20 protein-coding genes are annotated in these 19,895 nt (G+C 66.2%); 11 read left to right on the top strand and 9 right to left on the bottom strand.

Annotation, left to right across the window (positions count from 1 at the left end; translation table 11 throughout):
• Positions 1-36 precede the first annotated feature (36 nt).
• The 3 genes from KYK29_RS19365 to KYK29_RS19355 all read left to right on the top strand — a co-directional run bounded on the left by KYK29_RS19365 (position 37) and on the right by KYK29_RS19355 (position 3,696).
• The gene (locus KYK29_RS19365) at positions 37-1,047 is read left to right on the top strand and encodes a ligase-associated DNA damage response exonuclease (protein WP_254692539.1); all 1,011 of its coding nucleotides are present in this window, start codon (positions 37-39) and stop codon (positions 1,045-1,047) included.
• 82 nt (positions 1,048-1,129) lie between these two features.
• Positions 1,130-2,767, top strand: coding sequence for a cisplatin damage response ATP-dependent DNA ligase (locus tag KYK29_RS19360; protein WP_254692538.1), 1,638 nt, complete (start codon positions 1,130-1,132; stop codon positions 2,765-2,767).
• A 152-nt stretch (positions 2,768-2,919) separates the two neighbouring features.
• Complete coding sequence (locus KYK29_RS19355; protein WP_254692537.1) at positions 2,920-3,696, top strand: L,D-transpeptidase; 777 nt, start codon at positions 2,920-2,922, stop codon at positions 3,694-3,696.
• Positions 3,697-3,741: 45 nt separating this feature from the next.
• Here KYK29_RS19355 and KYK29_RS19350 read toward each other — a convergent pair whose 3' ends face one another.
• Positions 3,742-4,203 carry a MarR family winged helix-turn-helix transcriptional regulator gene (locus KYK29_RS19350; RefSeq protein WP_254692536.1) on the bottom strand — a complete coding sequence of 154 codons (462 nt, stop codon included), beginning with the start codon at positions 4,201-4,203 and terminating at the stop codon, positions 3,742-3,744.
• 149 nt (positions 4,204-4,352) lie between these two features.
• Here KYK29_RS19350 and KYK29_RS19345 point away from each other — a divergent pair, with 149 nt between their 5' ends.
• The 3 genes from KYK29_RS19345 (at position 4,353) to KYK29_RS19335 (ending at position 6,078) form a co-directional block, all read left to right on the top strand.
• Entirely contained in the window at positions 4,353-4,775 is a 423-nt protein-coding gene (locus tag KYK29_RS19345; RefSeq protein ID WP_254692535.1) for an organic hydroperoxide resistance protein, read from the top strand.
• Positions 4,776-4,991: 216 nt separating this feature from the next.
• Positions 4,992-5,369, top strand: a complete 378-nt coding sequence (locus KYK29_RS19340) for an MbcA/ParS/Xre antitoxin family protein (RefSeq protein WP_254692534.1) — start codon at positions 4,992-4,994, stop codon at positions 5,367-5,369.
• The gene (locus KYK29_RS19335) at positions 5,329-6,078 is read left to right on the top strand and encodes an RES family NAD+ phosphorylase (protein ID WP_254692533.1); all 750 of its coding nucleotides are present in this window, start codon (positions 5,329-5,331) and stop codon (positions 6,076-6,078) included. Before KYK29_RS19340 ends, KYK29_RS19335 begins: the two co-directional genes overlap by 41 nt.
• A 160-nt stretch (positions 6,079-6,238) precedes the next feature.
• Here the strand turns inward: KYK29_RS19335 and KYK29_RS19330 are convergent, their stop codons facing one another.
• Positions 6,239-7,642 (bottom strand): hypothetical protein, encoded by a 1,404-nt coding sequence (locus KYK29_RS19330; protein WP_254692532.1) that lies wholly within the window; start codon positions 7,640-7,642, stop codon positions 6,239-6,241.
• A 5-nt stretch (positions 7,643-7,647) separates the two neighbouring features.
• Complete coding sequence (locus tag KYK29_RS19325) at positions 7,648-9,198, bottom strand: helicase HerA-like C-terminal domain-containing protein (RefSeq protein ID WP_254692572.1); 1,551 nt, start codon at positions 9,196-9,198, stop codon at positions 7,648-7,650.
• 221 nt (positions 9,199-9,419) lie between these two features.
• Here KYK29_RS19325 and KYK29_RS19320 point away from each other — a divergent pair, with 221 nt between their 5' ends.
• A complete protein-coding gene (locus KYK29_RS19320) occupies positions 9,420-9,815 on the top strand; it encodes a hypothetical protein (protein ID WP_254692531.1) in 396 nt (131 codons plus the stop codon).
• A gap of 61 nt (positions 9,816-9,876) precedes the next feature.
• Here KYK29_RS19320 and tam read toward each other — a convergent pair whose 3' ends face one another.
• From tam to KYK29_RS19305, 3 genes are all read right to left on the bottom strand, one after another.
• Positions 9,877-10,650: a trans-aconitate 2-methyltransferase gene (tam, locus tag KYK29_RS19315; protein ID WP_254692530.1), complete on the bottom strand. Its 774-nt coding sequence runs from the start codon at positions 10,648-10,650 to the stop codon at positions 9,877-9,879.
• A gap of 29 nt (positions 10,651-10,679) precedes the next feature.
• Positions 10,680-11,330 (bottom strand): haloacid dehalogenase type II, encoded by a 651-nt coding sequence (locus tag KYK29_RS19310; protein WP_254692529.1) that lies wholly within the window; start codon positions 11,328-11,330, stop codon positions 10,680-10,682.
• Between the two features lie 131 nt (positions 11,331-11,461).
• Positions 11,462-12,508: a zinc-dependent alcohol dehydrogenase family protein gene (locus KYK29_RS19305; RefSeq protein WP_254692528.1), complete on the bottom strand. Its 1,047-nt coding sequence runs from the start codon at positions 12,506-12,508 to the stop codon at positions 11,462-11,464.
• 165 nt (positions 12,509-12,673) lie between these two features.
• Here KYK29_RS19305 and KYK29_RS19300 point away from each other — a divergent pair, with 165 nt between their 5' ends.
• Positions 12,674-13,555 (top strand): branched-chain amino acid aminotransferase, encoded by an 882-nt coding sequence (locus KYK29_RS19300; protein WP_254692527.1) that lies wholly within the window; start codon positions 12,674-12,676, stop codon positions 13,553-13,555.
• 18 nt (positions 13,556-13,573) lie between these two features.
• On the opposite strand, the gene KYK29_RS19295 is transcribed toward KYK29_RS19300, so the two are convergent.
• A complete protein-coding gene (locus tag KYK29_RS19295) occupies positions 13,574-13,978 on the bottom strand; it encodes a hypothetical protein (protein ID WP_254692526.1) in 405 nt (134 codons plus the stop codon).
• 219 nt (positions 13,979-14,197) lie between these two features.
• Here KYK29_RS19295 and KYK29_RS19290 point away from each other — a divergent pair, with 219 nt between their 5' ends.
• The 3 genes from KYK29_RS19290 (at position 14,198) to KYK29_RS19280 (ending at position 16,514) form a co-directional block, all read left to right on the top strand.
• Positions 14,198-14,800 carry a superoxide dismutase gene (locus tag KYK29_RS19290; protein ID WP_254692525.1) on the top strand — a complete coding sequence of 201 codons (603 nt, stop codon included), beginning with the start codon at positions 14,198-14,200 and terminating at the stop codon, positions 14,798-14,800.
• Positions 14,801-15,008: 208 nt separating this feature from the next.
• Positions 15,009-15,452 (top strand): c-type cytochrome, encoded by a 444-nt coding sequence (locus tag KYK29_RS19285; RefSeq protein WP_254692524.1) that lies wholly within the window; start codon positions 15,009-15,011, stop codon positions 15,450-15,452.
• Between the two features lie 153 nt (positions 15,453-15,605).
• Entirely contained in the window at positions 15,606-16,514 is a 909-nt protein-coding gene (locus KYK29_RS19280; protein ID WP_254692523.1) for a c-type cytochrome, read from the top strand.
• Positions 16,515-16,636: 122 nt separating this feature from the next.
• Here the strand turns inward: KYK29_RS19280 and KYK29_RS19275 are convergent, their stop codons facing one another.
• Positions 16,637-17,140 (bottom strand): GNAT family N-acetyltransferase, encoded by a 504-nt coding sequence (locus tag KYK29_RS19275; protein ID WP_254692522.1) that lies wholly within the window; start codon positions 17,138-17,140, stop codon positions 16,637-16,639.
• A 345-nt stretch (positions 17,141-17,485) separates the two neighbouring features.
• Complete coding sequence (locus tag KYK29_RS19270; RefSeq protein ID WP_254692521.1) at positions 17,486-19,819, bottom strand: glucose/quinate/shikimate family membrane-bound PQQ-dependent dehydrogenase; 2,334 nt, start codon at positions 19,817-19,819, stop codon at positions 17,486-17,488.
• Positions 19,820-19,895 lie beyond the last annotated feature (76 nt).

Genomic DNA, 19,895 nt, shown 5'->3' with positions numbered 1-19,895 from the left:
CTGGCGGGCGGCGGCAAAAGGCCTATCTTCTGCGGCATGAAGCCCGACCAGCTCCTCCGTCCCGCGCCCGCTGGGCTCTATTGCCCCGCCGGGGACTTCTATATCGATCCGATCCGCCCGGTCGCCCGCGCGCTGATCACCCACGGCCACGCCGATCACGCCCGCGCCGGGCACGATGCGGTGCTGGCGACGCGGGAGACGCTGGACATCATGGCGATCCGCTACGGGCCGGACCATTGCCGCAGGCCGCAGGCCGTCCGCTTCGGCGAACGTCTCGATATCGGCGGCGTCGCCGTCTCCTTCCATCCGGCGGGCCATGTGCTCGGCTCGGCCCAGATCGCCGTGGAGAAGGACGGGCTGCGCATCGTCGCCTCGGGCGACTACAAGCGCGGCCGCGACCCGACCTGCACGCCCTACGAGCCCGTCGCCTGCGACGTCTTCATCACCGAGGCGACCTTCGGCCTGCCGGTCTTCCATCATCCCGATCCGAAGGGGGAGGCCGGGCGGCTGATCAACTCGCTGCGGCAGTTCCCCGAGCGCACGCATCTGGTGGGCGCCTATTCGCTCGGCAAGTCGCAGCGCGTCATCCGGCTGCTGCGCGATTGCGGTTACGATGCGCCGCTCTATATCCACGGGTCGCTCGCACGGCTCTGCGCCTATTATCAGGAGCAGGGCATCGACCTCGGCGACCTGCGGCCGGCGACGGTGGAAACGTCGCGCCCAGCGGATTTTCGCGGTGCGGTGGTGGTCGGGCCGCCCTCGGCCTTCGCCGATCGATGGGCCCGCCGTTTCAGCGATCCGCTGATCGCCTTCGCCTCCGGCTGGATGATGGTGCGCCAGCGGGCGCGGCAGGCCGGCGTGGAACTGCCGCTCGTCATTTCCGATCATTGCGACTGGCCGGAGCTGACGGAGACGATCCGCGAGCTTGCGCCCGGCGAGGTCTGGGTCACCCATGGCCGCGAGGAGGCGCTGGTGCGCTGGTGCGAGCTTGCCGGCGTCCCCGCCCGTCCGCTGCATCTGGTGGGCTATGAGGACGAGGGGGACTGACAATGCGCGCAACCCGATCCTTACGCCGCTATCCGGCCTGCGCCCGCGCCGAAATGAGCGGATGCCCCGGAAGGAGGCCGCGGTGAAAGCCTTCGCCGATCTTCTCGATCGTCTCGTCCTGACCCCGTCGCGTAACGGCAAGCTGAAGCTGATTGCCGACTATTTCCGCCAGACGCCCGATCCCGATCGCGGTTACGGACTGGCGGCCCTTGCCGGTACGCTCGATCTGCGCAGCGTCAAGCCGGCGCTGCTGCGCGATCTGGTGCTGGAGCGGATGGACGAGGTGCTGTTTCGCTACTCCTACGATTATGTCGGCGATCTGGCCGAGACCATCGCGCTCGTCTGGGATCAGGAGCGCAAGCCGCCGCCGGCCGACGAGACGCAGCCGCGCCTCGGCGCCGTCGTTGCGCGCATGAACAGTCTCGGCCGCCTGGAGGCGCGCGACGCCGTGCGCGATCTTCTGGACCGTCTCGATCCTTCCGCCCGCTTCGCCTTCATCAAGCTGGCGACGGGCGGGCTCAGGATCGGCGTTTCCGCGCGCCTCGCCAAGCAGGCGCTGGCCGATTTTTCAGGCCGCGATATCGGTGAGATCGAAACGCTCTGGCACGGGCTTGCGCCGCCCTATGAGGCGCTGTTTTCCTGGCTGGAGGGGCGGGCGGAACGGCCGGTGCCGGCCACGCCCGCCATTTTCCATTCGGTCATGCTCGCCAATCCGGTGGGCGAGGGGGATCTCGATACGCTCGACCCGGCCGACTTCGCGGCGGAATGGAAATGGGACGGCATCCGGGTGCAGCTTTCGGCGGCGGGCGCGACGCGCCGGCTTTATTCGCGCTCCGGCGACGACATTTCCGCCGCCTTTCCCGATGTGCTGGAGGCGATGGATTTCGAGGGCGTCGTCGACGGCGAGCTTCTGGTCGGCGGGACGGCGCGCAGCGACAGTCCGACGCGGACGTTCTCCGATCTCCAGCAGCGCCTGAACCGCAAGACGGTGACGGCGCGGATGCTGGCCGATTACCCCGCCTTCGTGCGCGCCTACGATCTGCTCTTCGCCGGCGAGACGGACGTGCGGCCGGAAAATTTCGCCACCCGCCGGGCGAGGCTGGGCGAATTGGTCGAGCGGATGTCGCCTCGGCATTTCGATCTTTCGCCGCTCGTGTCCTTCGGCTCCTGGGCCGAGCTCGACGTGTTGCGCCGCGCGCCGCCCGATCCGGTGATCGAGGGCGTGATGATCAAGCGGCTCGACAGCGCCTATCAGGCGGGCCGCATGAAGGGGCCGTGGTTCAAATGGAAGCGCGAACCTTACAATATCGACGCGGTGATGATGTATGCCCAGCGCGGCCACGGCCGGCGCTCCAGCTACTATTCGGACTTCACGTTCGGTGTCTGGACCGAAGGTCCCGAAGGCGACGTTCTGGTGCCGGTCGGCAAGGCTTATTTCGGCTTCACCGACGCCGAGCTGGAAGTGCTCGACCGTTTCGTGCGCAACAACACGGTGGATCGCTTCGGGCCGGTGCGGGCGGTGCGCGCCGAGCCGGAATACGGCTTCGTGCTGGAGATCGCCTTCGAGGGCATCGCCCGTTCGAATCGCCACAAGTCCGGCGTCGCCATGCGCTTTCCCCGCATCGCGCGGCTGCGTCCGGACAAGCGGCCCGCCGAGGCCGACCGGCTGGAAACGCTGTTGGCGATGATCGCGGCACGGGAAGGCGGGCGGGCCGGATGAGGAAAATGCCGTGGCAAGTGGCCGGCGCAAGCCACGGGCCAGCCGCGCCCGCCATAATTATGGCAGGGTTGCGGACCTATTTGCGCTATCATTCGTTTCCCATCCAGCGACCCGCCGCAGCGGGGATGAATAAACCGGATTCCATATCGTCGATGACCGCTCCTTCCTTGCTTTCCCGCCGTCGTTTTCTTCAGTTTTCCGGCCTTGCCATGTCGGCGGGGCTCGCCGGCTGCACGTCCTCGATGAACACCGACCGCTTTCGCGCCGAAACGGCGCCCTATTTCCGCAACACCGCGGTCGAGGGCCGGCCGGAGCAGCTCTATACCGATGTCAACGGTCAGGTCGTGGCGCGGCCGCCGAGCGGGCTTTTGCCCGACTCCTCGCAATATGCCGCACTTTATGGCGAGCGGGACGACGGCGGTTACCGCATTCCCGCCGTGCCGTACCAGCAGATCGATGCGCGCTACTATCGGCAGGAGGTGGAGAGCCCCTTTGCCGAGCGGCCCGGCACCATCATCGTCGATACCGGCAATCGCTTTCTCTATCTCATCCTGCCGTCCGGCCGCGCCATGCGCTACGGCGTGGGCATCGGCCGGCAGGGCTTTTCCTGGTCGGGGCGCGGCGTCATCCAGTGGAAACAGGCCTGGCCGCGCTGGACGCCGCCGGATTCGATGGTCGCCCGCCAGCCGAGCCTGGTCAAATATTCCGCCGCCAACGGCGGCATGGGGCCGGGGCTCGACAATCCGCTCGGCGCGCGGGCGCTCTACATCTTCCAGAACGGTCAGGATACGCTCTACCGCCTGCACGGGACGCCGGAATGGAAGTCGATCGGCAAGGCGGTCTCGTCGGGCTGCGTGCGCCTGCTCAATCAGGACGTCATCGATCTCTACAATCGCGTGCAGGGCAAGGCGCCGATCCTGGTGATCTGAAGCCGTCCGCAAGCTCCGGCATCGCAGGAAAGGGCGCGGCCGCCGTCAGGCGGCGTCGGCCTGCGTATCCTCTCCCGCCTTCAGATTGTCCGTCAGCCGTCGCAGCGCCGCCGTCAGTTCCTCCAGAACGCCGGGCGCGCAGCCGGTCGCCCTGCCGATTTCCGCGCGGATGCCCGCCGCTTCCCCGCCGAGATCGCGGCCTCTCGGCGTCAGCGTCACCAGCAGCTGCCGCTCGTCGTCACGGTCGCGGGCGCGCGCGATGTAGCCGCTGGCCTCCAGCCGCTTGAGAAGCGGCGAGAGCGTGCCGGAATCGAGCCCGAGCGATCCGCCGAGCGCCTTCACTGTCCGCCCGTCTTCTTCCCACAGCGCGAGCATGACCAGATATTGCGGATAGGTGAGGCCGTAGGGATCGAGCAGCGGCTTGTAGCTGCGGGTGAAGGCATGGGCGGCCGAATAGATGGCGAAACAAAGCTGCGCGTCGAGCGTCGGGATCGCCGGTGTTTCCATCTTTGTCTCTTTGCCGTCACTGTTGTCGATCATGCTGGCATTCTCGCAGGGAACGCGGGGATGCGCAATTTGCAAAATTATATTGGACACAATTTAATTTTGCGCTACTAATGATAGTGTCATTCATCACAGCCAGGAAGGAGACGAACATGCCCATTCTCTACAGGACCAAGGCATCGGCCACGGGCGGTCGCGCAGGACACGGCGCCAGCGAGGACGGCGCGCTCGACGTCACGCTCACGGTTCCCAAGGAACTCGGCGGCGACGGCGCGAAGGGGACCAATCCGGAGCAGCTATTCGCCACCGGCTATTCGGCCTGCTTCCTCGGCGCGCTGAAGATGGTGGCCGGTAAGGAGAAGGTGTCGATCCCCGAGTCGGCGAAGGTCACCGCGACGGTGGGCGTCGGTCCGCGCGAGGACGGCGGCGGCTTCGGCATCGAGGCGGCGCTGGAGGTTTCCGTGCCGGGCGTCGACAAGGCCGTCGTCGAGGATCTCGTGAAGAAGGCCCATGTGGTATGCCCCTACAGCCACGCCACCCGTGGCAATCTGGATGTCAAGACCACGGTCGTCTGACACGGGCGGCCAGGATTTCCGTTCCGCCGGGCAGGGCTCGGCGGACGGGCTTCCGTGAATATCCTTGTCATTTGGAAGAATTCCTCTATATTCTTTCTTTAGAGAAATTCCAGCAAAAGTGCACAGCGGTTTTGCGTCCGGAATTTCGGAAAGCAAAAAGCTAGAGCGTTTTCGCTTTTCGAAGAAAACCGGAACCGCTCTGGAAAGGAGTTCGCCATGCTGCACAACCCTGTCACGGAGGCCGGCAGCGAAGGCCTCGTCATCACCAAGGCGGCGGTGAACGCGGCGGAGCGGCTCGGCCTGACGGCGCGTATCCTCGCCGGGGTCATCGGCGTGTCCGAGGCGACGGTTTCGCGGCTGAAGCGGCGGGACGTGCTTCTGGAGCGCGGGACCAAGCCTTTCGAACTGGCCGTCCTGCTCGTGCGCCTGTTCCGCTCGCTCGATGCCATCACGGGCGGCGACGAGCCCGTCGCGCGGCGCTGGATGACGGCGGAAAACAACGTTCTCGGCGGCCGCCCCGTCGACCGCATCCTGTCGATCTCCGGTCTCATCGATGTCATCGCCTATCTGGACGCCCGCCGCGCTCTCGTCTGAGGCGCGCGCCTTCGAAGGGGCGGTCTGGCGCGTCGTCGAGGCGCAGCACCGTGTCGCGACCCTGAAGCTGGTCGACACGCTGGAGGAACAGGCCCTGCTCGAACAGGTCCTGGAGGACAGCAAGCCCGTGCTGCCGCCCGAATGCGCCGGCCTCGACTATCTGCTCGCCACGCCCTTCCGTTATGGCGCGTCCTATCCGCACGGCTCCCGTTTCCGCCGGGCGGGACGCACCCCCGGCGTCTATTATGCGGCGCTGGCTGTTGAGACGGCGCTTGCGGAAATGGCCTTCTACCGGCTGCTCTTCTATGCCGAATCGCCGTCGACGCCGCTGCCGGCCAATGCTGCCGACTACACGGCCTTTTCCGCTGCCGCCGCCACGAAGGCGGCCATCGACCTCACTCTTCCGCCGCTCGACCGCGACCGGGCGGCATGGACGCATCCGACCGATTATGCCGCCTGCCAGGCGCTCGCCGAGGCGGCGCGCGAAGCCGGCGTCGCCGCCATCCTCTATCGTTCGGTGCGCGATCGCGCCGGTGGCGACAATGTCGCGCTTCTTACGGCTGCGGCCTTTGCCGCACCCCGGCCGATCGAGCGCCAGACCTGGCGCATCCGCCTGTCGCCGCTTGGCGTTCAGGCGCTTTGCGACCACCCGCCGCGACGGATCGGCTTTTCCCGCGAGGATTTCCGAGGCGATCCACGGATCCTCTGACGGCCGGCCGGCAAGGCCTGTCCGGGGAAGGGGGGGGCCTGTTTTGCGGGAACTGCGCGAGAGCGGTTCTGGTTTTACGGAATCGGTAGAACGGCTCACTCTCTTTGTTTCAGCCGCATTTCCGGACGTAAAACCGTTTCACACTTTTGCTGGAAATGCGCTAACCCCCGAGCAGGCGATTGACGGTGGCATGGATCGCCCGCTCGCCTTCGTCGTCGCTGTCGCGGTAACCGGCGATGACCAGCATCCGGCGCAGCGCCGTCAGGGAGCTTGCGGCGAGCGTGACGTCGTGCTCGCGCAGCTTGGCCTCCAGATCCACGAAATCCTCGACCGTCCGGATCGGCGTCAACGCGAAGGGGAAGCTTTTGATCGGCCGCAGTTCCTTCTGGTCGATACTGTCGAATTTCCAGTCCTTCGGCAGTTTCAGAAGGCCGATGAAGTCCGGCTTTCCGGCGCGCTCGACGGTCCGGAAGAAGCCGGTGACGATCGTCCGCCTGAAAAGTTCGGCCAGAACCGTTTCTCGCGGCAGGGCGAGTTTCTTCAGTCCCATTTCTTCATAGGCTTCGCGCACGATGTTGCGCTTCACCGCGTCGCGAAAGTCCCGGCCGGAGCCGAGCGCGGTGTTGAGGTCGGCATAATCCATGGAGCCGGTCGCGCGCCACACGACCTTGCCGCCGCTGATCAGGTTCTCCTTCCCCTGCAAGGCGAAAAGCGGAAGGCCGTCGCTGCCGATCGTGATCGCCGCCGCGCCGAAATGCGACGTTATCCCGGCCACGGGCAGGGGCGCCAGGCGGGTTCCGTCTTCGGCGAGCGGATAGAAGCGCAGGCCGTCGAGGATCTGGCGCTTCTCCGCGATCTGCTCGACCGGGCTGCATGAGACCCGGGCGCTGAACGCCTCCTGGGTCATGAGACTGTCGAAATAACGGGCGTCCCCGATCAGCAGCCGCTGCCGGCTGTCGGCGATCGAACCGAGCATGGCGACCTTGCGGTCGTTGGTCATCCGCTTCTTGCCGAGCCGCGAGCGGTAGAAAAGATAGGCAAGTTGCAGCTTGCGGATATGCGGCAGCGGGCTGACGTAGGGAACCGGCGCGCTTGCCTTCTGGAACGGCATGTCCTTGCGCAGCATGAGGTGATTGTCATAGGCGTCGCTGACGTGGGCGACGCCGGTCTTATGGGCGAACTTGACGAAACCGAGCGCCTGCTCGGCGTCCGAAGGCTCGATTCCTGCAAAGAACGGATAGAGGGCGTCGCCGGCCGCCACGTTCCCGCCGCCCTCGAAGAAGAAGTGCCGGGAGGAATCGATCTTCTCCACGTCGCTGACTTCGCGATGCGCGATCACGAAGCTGTAGACGGCTGAAACGAGGCTCAGGACCGTGAAGATCCAGGTCAGGATATCCAGGAAGGTGGTCGGTGGAAACCGGAGCGTCACGGCACCGAAAACGGCGCCGATCAGCAGGACGATCGCGCCGAGGGCGCCCAGCAGGTAGCGGGGACTATATCTCGCGGCGAGGATGCGGACCTGGTAGAAGTTCTTGAGCCGCTCAAGCAGAAAGCCCCATTGCATTCACCTCACCTCCGCAGGCTGCCCAGGATGCCGCGCACGAGGGCGCGGCCGAGCGAGGAGGCGACGGAGCGCGCGACCGATTTCATCGCCGCTTCCGCCACCGATTCCCGCTGATAGCCGGAGCGTGACCTGGTTTTCGGGGCGGGGGTGGCGGCGGCGTCGTCGCCGAAGCCCGGCAGGGTCCAGCGGCTGCCTTCGGAAGACTTCGCCTGTTCGGCCTCCGCCTGCTGCCGTTCGGCCGCATCCGCCGCCGCCGCGGCGCGGGCGGCGAGGATCTCATAGGCCGATTCCCGGTCGAAGTCCTCGTCATAGAGGCCGGCGACTGGGCTGACATCGATGATCTTGCGGCGCTCGCCCTCCGTCAGCGGGCCGATGCGCGATGCGGGCGGGCGCACCAGCGTGCGCTCCACGACGGAGGGAATGCCCTTGCCTTCCAGCGTCGAGACAAGGGCTTCGCCGGTGCCGAGCTGGGTGATGACCGTCGCGCAGTCGAAATCCGGATTGGGGCGGAACGTCTCGGCCGCCGTCTTCACCGCCTTCTGCTCGCGCGGGGTATAGGCGCGCAACGCATGCTGCACGCGGTTGCCGAGCTGGGCGAGCACGGTTTCCGGCACGTCCAGCGGATTCTGTGTGACGAAATAGACGCCGACGCCCTTGGAGCGGATGAGGCGCACCACCTGCTCCACGCGCTCGACCAGCACCTTCGGCGCGTCGTTGAAGAGCAGGTGCGCCTCGTCGAAGAAGAACACCAGCTTCGGCTTTTCGGGGTCGCCGACTTCCGGCAGGATTTCGAACAGCTCCGACAGCATCCACAGGAGGAAGGTGGCATAGAGGCGCGGGTTCATCATCAGCTTGTCGGCCGCAAGCACGGAGATCGCGCCGCGCCCGTCGTTGGTCGTCCGCATGAGATCGCTGATCTTCAGCGCCGGCTCGCCGAAGAACTGCCGCGCGCCCTGCTGTTCCAGCACCAGAAGCGACCGCTGGATGGCGCCGACGGAGGCCTTGGAGATGAAGCCGAACTGGTTGGAGAGCGCTGTCGCGTTCTCGCCCATGTAGCTGAGCAGCGCCTGTAAGTCCTTCAGGTCCAATAGCGGCAGGCCGCCCTCGTCGGCGATCTTGAAGGCGATGTTGATGACCCCTTCCTGCGCGTCGGTGGCGTTCATCAGGCGCGACAGGAGGAGCGGCCCCATCTCGGAGATGGTGGTGCGGACACGATGGCCCTTCTCGCCGAAGAGGTCCCAGAAGATGACCGGAAATTCCTGGAAGTCGTAGGGATCGAGGCCGATCTGCTCGGCGCGCGCGAGAAGGAAGTCCTTCGCCTCCCCGATGGCGCCGATGCCGGAGAGGTCGCCCTTGACGTCGGCGCAGAACACCGGCACCCCGGCGTTGGAAAAGCCCTCGGCAAGCACCTGGAGCGTCACCGTCTTGCCGGTGCCGGTCGCGCCGGTCACGAGGCCATGGCGATTGCCGAACCTGAGTTCGAGATATTCGCCCTTGTTGCGGCTGTCGTCCGGCTTGCGGCTGGTTCCGATATAGAGTTTGCCGTCCTGAAGTATCGATTCCGCCACGTTGGAACTCCCTGAAGCCGTTTCCGAGCGTTGCGGGACGCGGACGGATTGCCGCGATCCCGCAGGTTTTCATTGAATCGTCTTTCGCAGGTTATAAGGATAGTCCGGTACGGGAACAACACGCTTTACGGGCGGGCCTCATGTCCGCCGTTGCCGGAAAGTCCCATCCGACGCCCGCGCGGCGTCCGAAAGAAAACGAGGAGATATCCATGAACGAACTCGTCACCCGCGTCGCCGACGCCGTCGGCATCGATCCGGCGCTTGCCGAAAAGGCCATGGGCATGATGCTCGGCTTCCTTCAGCGCGAAGCGGCTGACGGCCCCGTGGCGCGCATGATCGAGGCGATCCCCGGTGCGACCGACCTCGTCGCGAAGTATAACGGCGAAGGCGAGGGCGGCGGTGGACTGATGGGCAGCCTGATGGGCGCGCTTGGTGGCGGCGGCGGCGTCATGGGGCTCGGCCAGCAGCTCATGGGCGAGGGGCTCGGCATGGGCGAGATCGGCGGTCTCGCCAAACAGACGCTGACGATCGCCCGTCAGTATGCCGGCGACGAGGTGGTCGACGAAGTCGTGAACTCCGTTCCCGGCCTCAGCCAGTTCGTCTGAGCCGGCCTCAAGGAAATCGCCGGCCGCCGTGCCTCCCGGAAGGCGGCCGGCGGCCGGTTCGTCAGGCCCTGACGGCGATCAGGAACAGGCGCGGAAAGCGCAGCAGCCGCCGGCCGTCGGCAAGCGGCGGATAGGCCGCGTCGATGCGGGCCTCGTAGTCGGCGAGGAAATCGTCATGCTGTTCGGCCGGCAGCCGGTCGAGATAGGGCCGCAGCCCGGTGCCCTTCACCCATTCGACGATCGCGCCGGCGTCGGACAGCGGATGGTTGTAGAACGTATGCCAGATGTCGATGCGGGACGCCGCGGGCGACAGCGCATCGTAATAGACGGCGGGGGCGGCAAGCGGCGCGCGGCGCGGGGTGCCTTGCGAAAAGGCCGTGCGCCAGGGGCCGGCCGCCGCACTTTCCTCCATCAAGAGATGCGACGGCTCGGCGAGATTGTCCGGCATCTGCACGGCGAGCATGCCGCCCGGCCGCAGTCCCTGCATCAGCCGTTGCAGATGCGCGATATGGTCCGGCAGCCACTGGAAGACGGCATTGGCATAGAGCAGCGCCGCCGGATCGGGCGGCGACCAGCGGGCAAGGTCGCAATCGACGAAATCGATCCCCGGCAGCCGCGCCCGCGCCGCCTTCAGCATGTCCGCGGCGCTGTCGACGCCGCGAACCCCCCGGCCGGGAAAGCGCCGCGCCAGCAGTTCCGTCGAATTGCCCGGCCCGCAGCCGAGGTCGTAGACCGTGCCGGCGCGAAGGTCCTGCGGCACCTGCGCCAGCAGATCGCTTGCCGGCCGCGTGCGTTCGTCCTCGAATTTCAGATATTGCGTCGCCGACCAGGCCATGAGGATCTTTCCAGTTTCGGTTTCGGGTTTCAGAGGCTTTCGAGCGAGGGCAGGATGAGCGACGGCTTCAGATCGAAATATTCGTCCGGCAGGCCCGACCGGTTGATCCAGACCGTGCGGAAGCCGAATTTCGTCGCGCCGGCGATGTCCCAGCGGTTCGACGACTGGAAGGAGACGACATCGGGATAGAAGCGGTAATGGGTCGTCACCAGATCGTAGACGGCGGGCGCGGTCTTGTAGGTCTTCAGCGCGTCGACGGAGAAGATGTCGTCGATGACGGTGCCGAGCGCCGCATTGTCCACCGCCGAGCGCAGCATGTCGGGCGAGCCGTTGGAGAGGATCGCCACATGGGCGCCGCGCGCCTTGATCTTCCTGAGGACGGCCGGCACTTCGGGGTAGCAGTCGAGCTTCCAATAGGCGTCGAGCAGGCGCTGGCGAAGCGCGCGGTCGACGCCGCCGATGCGCTGGAACGTGTAGTCGAGCGCCTGTTCGGTGAGTTGCCAGAAATCCGCATAGCTTCCCATCAGCGCCCGCGTCCAGGAGTATTCGAGCTGCTTGGCGCGCCACATTTCGGAAAACAGCTGGTAGTCCGTCCCCACGTCGCCGGCATGCTTGCGCACGGCGGCATGCACGTCGAACAAGGTGCCGTAGGCGTCGAAAACATAGGCGGCATGGGGCACGACGGTTGATTCCTTCAAAATGCGCTATGAAACCAATATATTGGTGGTGATCACCCGATAAATGTCAATCGCCGATCGGCGCGCGGGAAAAGAACCGGCCAGCCGACACCCCGAGGTTTCGTCCGGGGCCTTCAGGCGGAAAAGCGGGTGATCACGCCGATCCCGATATCGGTGGCGCGATCCATGGCCATCAGCGCCGGGATGGCCTCGTCGAGACCGATATGGCGGCCGATCAGCCTTTCGGGCCTGAGCGTACCGGAAGCCATCATCGACAGCATGGCGTCGTAGCGCCAGGCCTGCATGCCGTGGCTGCCGTAGATTTCCAGCTCGTGGCCGATCACCCGGGCCATCGGGATCTGCGGCGTGGCGTGATCGCCGAGCATCAGCCCGACCTGAACATGCCGGCCGCGCCGGCGCAGGTTGCCAATCGAGTTGAAGCAGGTGGCGGGCGAGCCGAGCGCGTCGATGGAAACATGGGCGCCGCCGCCGGTGATCTCGCGCACCGCTTCCGCGACATCGGCGACGCCATTGGCGTCGATGGCCGCGACCGCGCCGATGGAGCGGGCGAACGCCAGCTTGTCGGCCGCAATGTCGATGGCGACGGGGTTGGCCCCGAGCGCTGCGGCGATCATGATCGCCGACAGCCCGACGCCGCCGCAGCCGTGCACCGCCACCCATTCGCCGCCGCGCACCTTCGCCTGGTCGACCACCGCGCGGAAGGCGGTGGCGAAGCGGCAGCCGAGGCTGGCCGCCGTGTCGAAACCGACGCTTTCCGGCAGATGCACCAGATTGTGGTCGGCGTGGTCGATGGCCACATATTCGGCGAAGGAGCCCCAATGGGTGAAGCCCGGCTGGAACTGCGCCTCGCAGACCTGCTGATTGCCGGAACGGCATTCGCCGCAGTGGCCGCAGCCGGAAACGAAGGGAACCGTGACCCGGTCGCCGCTGCGAAAGTGCTGGACGCCCTTGCCGGTGGCCACCACCCGGCCGGCCAGTTCGTGGCCCGGCACATGCGGCAGGCGGATGTCCGGATCGTGGCCCATCCAGCCGTGCCAGTCGCTGCGGCACAGTCCCGTCGCCTCCACCTCGATCACCACGCCGCCGACGGCCGGCGTCGGATCGGGCAGGGTGCGGATCTCGGGCCTCGCCCCGAAGGCCTCGTAATACATGGCGCGCATGACGGTCTCCCTTTTCCTCTTCTATCGCATGCCCGGCCCGGCGGGGAAACCGGGTGAAGGCGCGCGAAACGATCACGGGTTGTGATAGATCCATTCAATATCTTGAATGGACAGGCGCTCCCGGCTGTCGGAAGGCTGGGGCAAGACCGAGAAGGAGTTCGCATCATGCCCGTCGACACATCCCCGCGCACGACCACCTGGACCTTCGTGGATGGCGAATGGCTGTCCGGCAATCCGCCGCTGATCGGCCCTACCTCCCATGCCATGTGGCTTGGCTCCACCGTCTTCGACGGCGGCCGCTGGTTCGACGGTATCGCGCCCGATCTCGACCGCCATTGCCGCCGCGTCAATCGTTCCGCCGAGGCGCTGGGCCTTGCGCCGACGATGACCGCCGAGGCGATCGAGGCGCTGGCCTGGGAGGGCGTGAAGAAGTTCGACGGCCGCACCGCGCTCTATATCAAGCCGATGTACTGGGCCGAGCACGGCAGCCACGGTCTCGTCCAGGCCGAGCCGGATTCGACGCGTTTCGCGCTTTGCCTTTTCGAGGCGCCGCTCGGCGATGCCGATGCCGGATCCTCGCTGACGCTGTCGCCGTTCCGCCGCCCGACGCCGGAATGCATGCCGACCGACGCCAAGGCCGGCTGCCTCTATCCCAACAATGCCCGCATCCTCGCCGATGCGCGCCGGCGCGGCTTCGACAACGCGCTGGTGCGCGACATGGTCGGCAATGTCGCGGAAACCGGATCGTCCAACGTCTTCCTGGCGCGGGACGGCGTCGTCCTCACGCCGGCGGCCAACGGCACCTTCCTTGCCGGCATCACGCGGGCCCGCGTCATCGGCCTGTTGCGCGCCGACGGCGTCGAGGTGGCCGAGACGCGGCTGACCGTCGCCGATTTCGAGACGGCGGAGGAGATTTTCACCACCGGAAACTATTCGAAAGTGTCGCCGGTGACGCGCTACGAGGACCGCGCCCTGCCGCATGGCCCGATGGCCGTCCGCGCCCGCGATCTCTATCGGGACTGGGCCGGCTCGGGCGGCCGCGCGTAGTCGCGGGACCGCTTGCGCCTACTCCTGCCCGGCCTCGTCCACGGTCCGGTTGTCGCCGGTCTGCGCGCGCTGCCGGGCGGCCGCCTCGCGCTCGCTCTCGCGCACCACATGCAGGAATTCGTCGGCGATGGCCGGCGTCACTTCCACTTGCTGGCGCTGCTTGTCGTAGATGCAGAGATAGACGACCTGCGCTTTCGATTCCGGCGAAAGCCCCTCGATCGCCGCCACGCCGTAGGACGGCGTGCCGGTCGGCTCGACGAAAACCGTCGGCGAGCCGAGCGTTTCCGGCAGGCTCGCCATGCAGCTCTTCTCGACATCGGCGCGGAACGCCTCCCAGGCGGCAGGTGACGAAGCCTGCGCCGGGAGCGCGGCGATCGGCGAAAGCAGGACGAGGGCGGCGATGGCCGGGCGGGCGAAAGGCATGAAGGTCTCCTTATCAGCAGTTACGGTGAAGACGACGGGGCGGAACGGTTTTGCCGGGCGCGTGGTTCCGCCGTCCTGCCGAAGCGTTGCTCCGGGTGAGGATTTTGTTGCCGGAACGCAAATTTTGGAACGGGAACGGTTGCCTCCGGGGGGCGCGAACCCTATGTTCCGGTTACGGATTTCATTGAGAAAATTCCGCCGCCAAGAGGAGATACCACAATGGCTTTCGAACTTCCGCCGCTTCCCTACGATTACGATGCGCTCGCGCCGTTCATGTCGCGCGAGACGCTCGAATATCACCACGACAAGCACCACAAGGCCTATGTCGACAACGGCAACAAGCTGGCCGAGGAAGCGGGCCTTGCGGACCTTTCGCTGGAGGAGATCGTCAAGAAGTCCTATGGCACCAACCAGGGCCTGTTCAACAACGCCGGCCAGCACTACAACCACGTCCACTTCTGGAAGTGGATGAAGAAGGGCGGCGGCGGCAAGAACCTGCCGGGCGCCTTGCAGAAGGCGGTCGATTCCGATCTGGGCGGCTATGACAAGTTCAAGGCCGACTTCGTCGCCGCCGGCACGACGCAGTTCGGCTCCGGCTGGGCGTGGCTGTCGGTCAAGGACGGCAAGCTTGCCATTTCCAAGACGCCGAACGGCGAGAACCCGCTGGTGCATGGCGCAACGCCGATCCTCGGCGTCGACGTGTGGGAACACTCCTACTATATCGACTATCGCAACGCCCGCCCGAAATACCTGGAAGCCTTCGTCGACAGCCTGATCAACTGGGATTACGTGCTGGAGCGCTACGAGGCCGCAACCAAGTAACCGGCGCGTCCGCCCGTCCGTTTCGAAGAGCCCCGGCCACCACAGGTCGGGGTTTTTCTTTGCCGGCTGCTGTCTGACGCCGATATGAAACTTGCAAACCGTCAGGCTTCAACAAGATTTTACTTCCTCCCGGCCGGCAACATGCAATCATGCCGGCGCAATGTTCAACGGCGGCCGTCCCCCGGCCGCCTCCAGTCAGGAGTCACCGATGAAATTCAGGACTTTGGCCGCCGCCGCAATGATCGCGGCGTTTGGCGCCGGCGTCGTCGTCGCGGCAGACGAGCCGCAGGTCGTCCGTCAGGAAATGATGAAGAAGGTCGGCGGCGCGATGGGTGCGTTGGCCGGGATAGCCAAGGGTGAAAAGCCCTTCGACGCGGACGTCGTGAAGGCATCGCTGACCACGATGGACGAGGTCGCCAAGGCCTTCCCGGACCAGTTCCCGCCCGGCTCCGAGACGGGCGCCGAAACCGAGGCAGGCCCGAAGATCTGGGAGGATGCGGCGGGTTTCAAGGCGGAATCCGACAAATTCGCCGCAAGCATCGAAGCGGTGCTCGCCAGTCCGCCGGCCGATCAGGCCGCGGTCGGCCCGGCGCTCGGCTCCCTCGGTGCGAGCTGCAAGAGCTGTCATGAGGTCTACCGCGTCAAGAAGTGACGCGGTAGACCGTAAATCCTTCGATGGCTGTCTTTTCGTCAGGTGCCTCCGGCGGGAAACCGCTGTGCGGTCGTGGCCTTGCGGGATATGGCGTTGCGGCGGGCCTTCGGTCGAAGCCGGACGCGATATCCGGGGCATGCAGGGAGATCATGCATGACATTCAAGCGAATCGTTTCCGGCCTTGTGATCGCCGGTGTCGTCGGGGGCGGAGCCTTCCTCTGGCTCACCCAGCCGCAGCGGCTGCCGGCCGATGTCTGGACCGCGGTGAATGCGCCCGACCTGGCCAACGGCGAGCGCATGTATCATGCCGGCGGCTGCGCCAGCTGTCACGCGGCGCCCGGCGCGCCGGACGACCAGAAGAACGTGCTGGCCGGCGGCCTTGCCCTGAAAAGCGACTTCGGCACGTTCCACGCGCCGAATATCTCGCCGGACGAGACGGCGGGAATCGGCCAATGGACGTTGGCCGAATTCGGCGACGCGATGAAGCAGGGCACCGGCCGCGACGGGGAGCATCTCTATCCGTCCTTCCCCTATGCCTCCTACGCGCATATGACGGTGCAGGACATCGCCGATCTCTACGGCTACCTGAAGACCCTGCCGGCCAGCGCCAATGTCGCGCCGGGGCACGACCTGCCGTTTCCCTTCAATGTCCGTCTGGTCCTCGGCGGCTGGAAGTGGCTCTATCTCGACGACGGTCCGCGCGTCGAACTGGCCAGCGCCGACGATAGCGTGAAGCGCGGGCAATATCTGGTGGAAGGTCCCGGCCACTGCGGGGAATGCCACACGCCACGCGATATCCTGGGCGGATTGAAGACCGACCAGTGGCTGGCCGGCGGTCCCAATCCGGAAGGCGAGGGCAGGGTGCCGGACATCACCCCGCGCGAAGGCGGCTTCGGCAGCTGGAGCGCCGGCGATATCGCCAGCTATCTCGAAACCGGCTTCACGCCCGATTTCGACAGCGTCGGCGGATCGATGGTGGCGGTGCAGAAGAACATGGCCGCCCTGTCGAAGGAAGACCGCGACGCCATCGCCGCCTATCTCAAGGCCATTCCCGCCCGTTGAGGCCGGCAGGCTTGCCGCTTTCCCATGGGCGGCCCGGCCATCCGGCCACCCCCGGTTCTCCCCCCGGTTCTCAAGGCGAACGTCCAGGCAGGGCCGCTGCGGCAGCCCGTGCCCGGCGCATTTCAGCCGAGCGCCTGCACATAGCGCATGCCGGTCACCGGCCCGGCGCGGAAATTCATGCCCTCGTAGAAACGATGCGCCTGGAAATTGCCGGTGGACGCGCTCACCGACAGGTAACCGCATCCCGAAAGGCGGGCATGCTCGCGGGCGCGCGCGACGATGTGATGGCCGATGCCATGGCCGCGATGGTCGGCGCGCACGAAGATCTGGTGCAGTTCCATGCCGCGCATGCCTTCGGCGGCCCGGTACATCGGCACCATCAGCGCGTAGCCGATCAGCCGGCCGGCGGCTTCCGCCACCAGCGCCGTCACCCACGGCGTGGGGCCGAACAGATCGCGGTCGAGATCGGCGGCCGAAAGCTTCGCCGTGTCGCCATGGCATTCGGCATGCAGCGCGATCATGTCGAGGATCTGTTGCAGGTCGCCCGGACGGGCGGCGCGGATGGTGACGAGCGGCGGGCGTTCGGCCGTCGGGACGGGTTCGAGCTTGAGGACTGTGCTGTGCATTGCGGGCTCCTTGGAGGTTCTGCCATCAGGTGCCCGAAAACAACAAAGCCGCCTGATGGCGGCTTGTTGACATGATCAGACAGCCGCTCCCTATGGGAACAGCCAAAAATACGTCGCGGCGATGTGCGTGTGCGTGATCATGGACGCGATATTCTCCGAATCCGCGCGGTTGTCAACGGGGATTTTCATACGCCGCGGAAAAACACGGCGGCTCTCCCGGAGCCGCCGGTATGCGCCGGTCCTGGAGCGGCTCCGGTTTTCACGCAATCGGCAGAGCCGCTCCATCTCTTTATTCTAGCCGCTTTCCCGGACGCAAAACCGTTTCACACTTTTGCTGGAAATGCCCTACGGCAGCGCATAGGCGATGACGTAGTCGCCGGCCCGGGTGCCGATGGAGCCGTGGCCGCCGGCGACGATCAGCACATATTGCCTGTCGCCGACCGTATAGGTCATGGGGGTCGCCTGTCCGCCGGCCGGCAGGCGCGCCTGCCAGAGTTTGCGGCCGCTGGTCACGTCATAGGCGCGCAGATAATCGTCGACCGCGGCCCCCAGAAAGGCGACGCCGCCCCGGGTGATGATCGGTCCGCCGATGCCGGGCACGCCCACCTTGAACGGCAGCGGCAGCGGTGTCATGTCGCGGACGGTGCCGTTCCGGTGCTTCCAGGCGATCTTGCCGGTAGAAAGGTCGGCGCCGGCCACATAGCCCCATGGCGGCGCCTGGCAGGGAACGCCGAGCGGGCTCAGGAACGGCCCCATGTAGACGCCGTAGGGTGCGCCGTCGTTGCGGTTGAGGCCCTGTTCCGAACCCTTCTCGTCCTGTCCCTTCGGGGGGATCTCGTCGCGCGGCACGAGTTGCGAGGTGAAGGCGAGATAGGTCGGCATGCCGAACATCACCTGCCGTTCCGGATCGACGGCGACCGATCCCCAATTGAAGGTTCCGAAATTGCCGGGATAGACCAGCGTGCCTTCCAGCGACGGCGGCGTATAGCGTCCCTCGTATCTGAGGGAAAGGAAGCGGATGCGGCAGGCGAGCTGATCGAACAGGGTGATGCCCCACATATCCTTCTCGGTCAGCGGCTCGGGCATGAAGGTCAGGTCCGAGACCGGTTGCGTCGGGGCGGTGAAATCCTCCGGGATCGCGCCGGTCGGGGCGGGAACCTCCTTCACGGGGATGATCGGCTCGCCGTTGCGCCGGTCGAGCACATAGATGTCGCCCTGCTTGGTCGGGCCGACGAGCGCGGGGATCGTCTCGCCGTCGCGGGTCAGGTCGACGAGCACCGGCTGGGCCGGCACGTCCATGTCCCAGAGATCGTGATGCACCGTCTGGCGCACCCAGCGCACCGCGCCTGTCGCGATGTCGAGCGCGACGATGGAAGACGAGTATTTCTCCACATGCTCGCTGCGGCCCATGCCGAGCTGATCCGGCACCTGGTTGCCGAGCGGAATATAGACGAGGCCGAGCGCCTCGTCGTAGCTGAAGACCGACCAGGAGTTCGGCGAGTTTGTCGTATAGGTCTGGCCCTCGGGCAGCGGCGTGGTGACGTCCGGATTGCCGGAATCCCAGTTCCACAGCAGTGCGCCGGAGTGAACGTCGAAGGCGCGGATGACGCCGGATTGCTCCTGCGTGGAATAATTGTCGTTGACCGCCCCGCCGATGATGATCTTGCCGTCGGTGATGACCGGCGGCGAGGTCGAATAGTAGTAGCCGGCGGGATTGTGCTCCATGCCTTTTTCCAGATGCAGGACGCCGTTATCGGCGAAATCGGTGCAGATCGCGCCGCTTTCCGCATCGAGCGCGATCAGCCGCGCGTCGGAGGTCGGCAGATAGACGCGGGCCGCGCAGGCCGCGCCCGCCGTGGCGGCCGGGTCGGCATAATAGGTGACGCCGCGGCAGGTCTGGTGCTGGCGGTCGGGGTTCATGCCGGAATTGGAATCGTATTTCCACTTCTCCTCGCCCGTCGCCGCGTCGAGCGCGATCGCCCAGTTGTGCGGCGTGCAGAGATAGAGCGTGTCGCCGACCTTCAGCGGCGTCACCTGATAGGTGGTTTCGCCGACGTCGTCGGGCAGCCTCACGTCGCCGGTCCTGTATTGCCAGGCGACGGCGAGGTTGCCGACGTTTTCCGTATTGATCTGGTCGAGCGGCGAATAACGCTGGCCGTAGGGCGTGCGGCCGTATTGATGCCATTCGCCCGCCGGCACGTCGCCGCCGAGTGCCGTCGCGGCATTGGCGCTTGCGAGCGGCAATGCGCCGGCAAGGTCCTCGGGGTCCTGCGTCATCGAATAGCCGGCGACGACAATGGCGAGCACCACGGCGACGGCAAGCGGAGCAAGGCCGGGCGGATAGTGGATGCCGGTGGGGCTCGTGAAACCGAGCGGCCGCCGTACGGCCGGCAGCATCAGCCACAGGCCCACGAGCACGATGACGCCGCCGCGCGGGCCCAGTTGCCACCAGTCGAAGCCGACTTCCCACACCGCCCAGGCAAGCGAGGCGACGATGAAGACCGCGTAAAGCCAGAGAGCGGCCGCACGGCGGCGATGCAGCAGGAAGGCGGTGACGAGGAAGACGAGACCGGCGATGAGATAATAGGGGCTGCCGCCAAGCGACAGCAGCCATCCGCCGCCGCCCGTCAGGACCAGTCCGATGAGGGCGAGGAGGAGGACAGTGAGGGGAAGCAACATGGCGGTCTCCGCTTGCGCGCGGCCCGGACGGCCGGCATCCGACCTCATCACCTAGCGCGGAGCTTGCCGCCTTCAA

Source organism: Shinella daejeonensis, assembly GCF_024281235.1.
Lineage (GTDB): Bacteria > Pseudomonadota > Alphaproteobacteria > Rhizobiales > Rhizobiaceae > Shinella > Shinella daejeonensis.
This window is presented reverse-complemented; position numbering and strand designations above follow the sequence as displayed.

Coding starts and splice junctions, on each gene's coding strand:
- KYK29_RS19275 (WP_254692522.1), bottom strand. CDS start 17,140: ATGCACAGCACAGTCCTCAAGCTCGAACCCGTCCCGACGGCCGAACGC.
- KYK29_RS19305 (WP_254692528.1), bottom strand. CDS start 12,508: ATGCGCGCCATGTATTACGAGGCCTTCGGGGCGAGGCCCGAGATCCGC.
- KYK29_RS19330 (WP_254692532.1), bottom strand. CDS start 7,642: ATGCAATGGGGCTTTCTGCTTGAGCGGCTCAAGAACTTCTACCAGGTC.
- KYK29_RS19300 (WP_254692527.1), top strand. CDS start 12,674: ATGCCCGTCGACACATCCCCGCGCACGACCACCTGGACCTTCGTGGAT.
- KYK29_RS19340 (WP_254692534.1), top strand. CDS start 4,992: ATGCTGCACAACCCTGTCACGGAGGCCGGCAGCGAAGGCCTCGTCATC.
- KYK29_RS19290 (WP_254692525.1), top strand. CDS start 14,198: ATGGCTTTCGAACTTCCGCCGCTTCCCTACGATTACGATGCGCTCGCG.
- KYK29_RS19350 (WP_254692536.1), bottom strand. CDS start 4,203: ATGGAAACACCGGCGATCCCGACGCTCGACGCGCAGCTTTGTTTCGCC.
- KYK29_RS19295 (WP_254692526.1), bottom strand. CDS start 13,978: ATGCCTTTCGCCCGCCCGGCCATCGCCGCCCTCGTCCTGCTTTCGCCG.
- KYK29_RS19270 (WP_254692521.1), bottom strand. CDS start 19,819: ATGTTGCTTCCCCTCACTGTCCTCCTCCTCGCCCTCATCGGACTGGTC.
- tam (WP_254692530.1), bottom strand. CDS start 10,650: ATGGCCTGGTCGGCGACGCAATATCTGAAATTCGAGGACGAACGCACG.
- KYK29_RS19280 (WP_254692523.1), top strand. CDS start 15,606: ATGACATTCAAGCGAATCGTTTCCGGCCTTGTGATCGCCGGTGTCGTC.
- KYK29_RS19320 (WP_254692531.1), top strand. CDS start 9,420: ATGAACGAACTCGTCACCCGCGTCGCCGACGCCGTCGGCATCGATCCG.
- KYK29_RS19365 (WP_254692539.1), top strand. CDS start 37: ATGAAGCCCGACCAGCTCCTCCGTCCCGCGCCCGCTGGGCTCTATTGC.
- KYK29_RS19355 (WP_254692537.1), top strand. CDS start 2,920: ATGACCGCTCCTTCCTTGCTTTCCCGCCGTCGTTTTCTTCAGTTTTCC.
- KYK29_RS19345 (WP_254692535.1), top strand. CDS start 4,353: ATGCCCATTCTCTACAGGACCAAGGCATCGGCCACGGGCGGTCGCGCA.
- KYK29_RS19285 (WP_254692524.1), top strand. CDS start 15,009: ATGAAATTCAGGACTTTGGCCGCCGCCGCAATGATCGCGGCGTTTGGC.
- KYK29_RS19335 (WP_254692533.1), top strand. CDS start 5,329: ATGTCATCGCCTATCTGGACGCCCGCCGCGCTCTCGTCTGAGGCGCGC.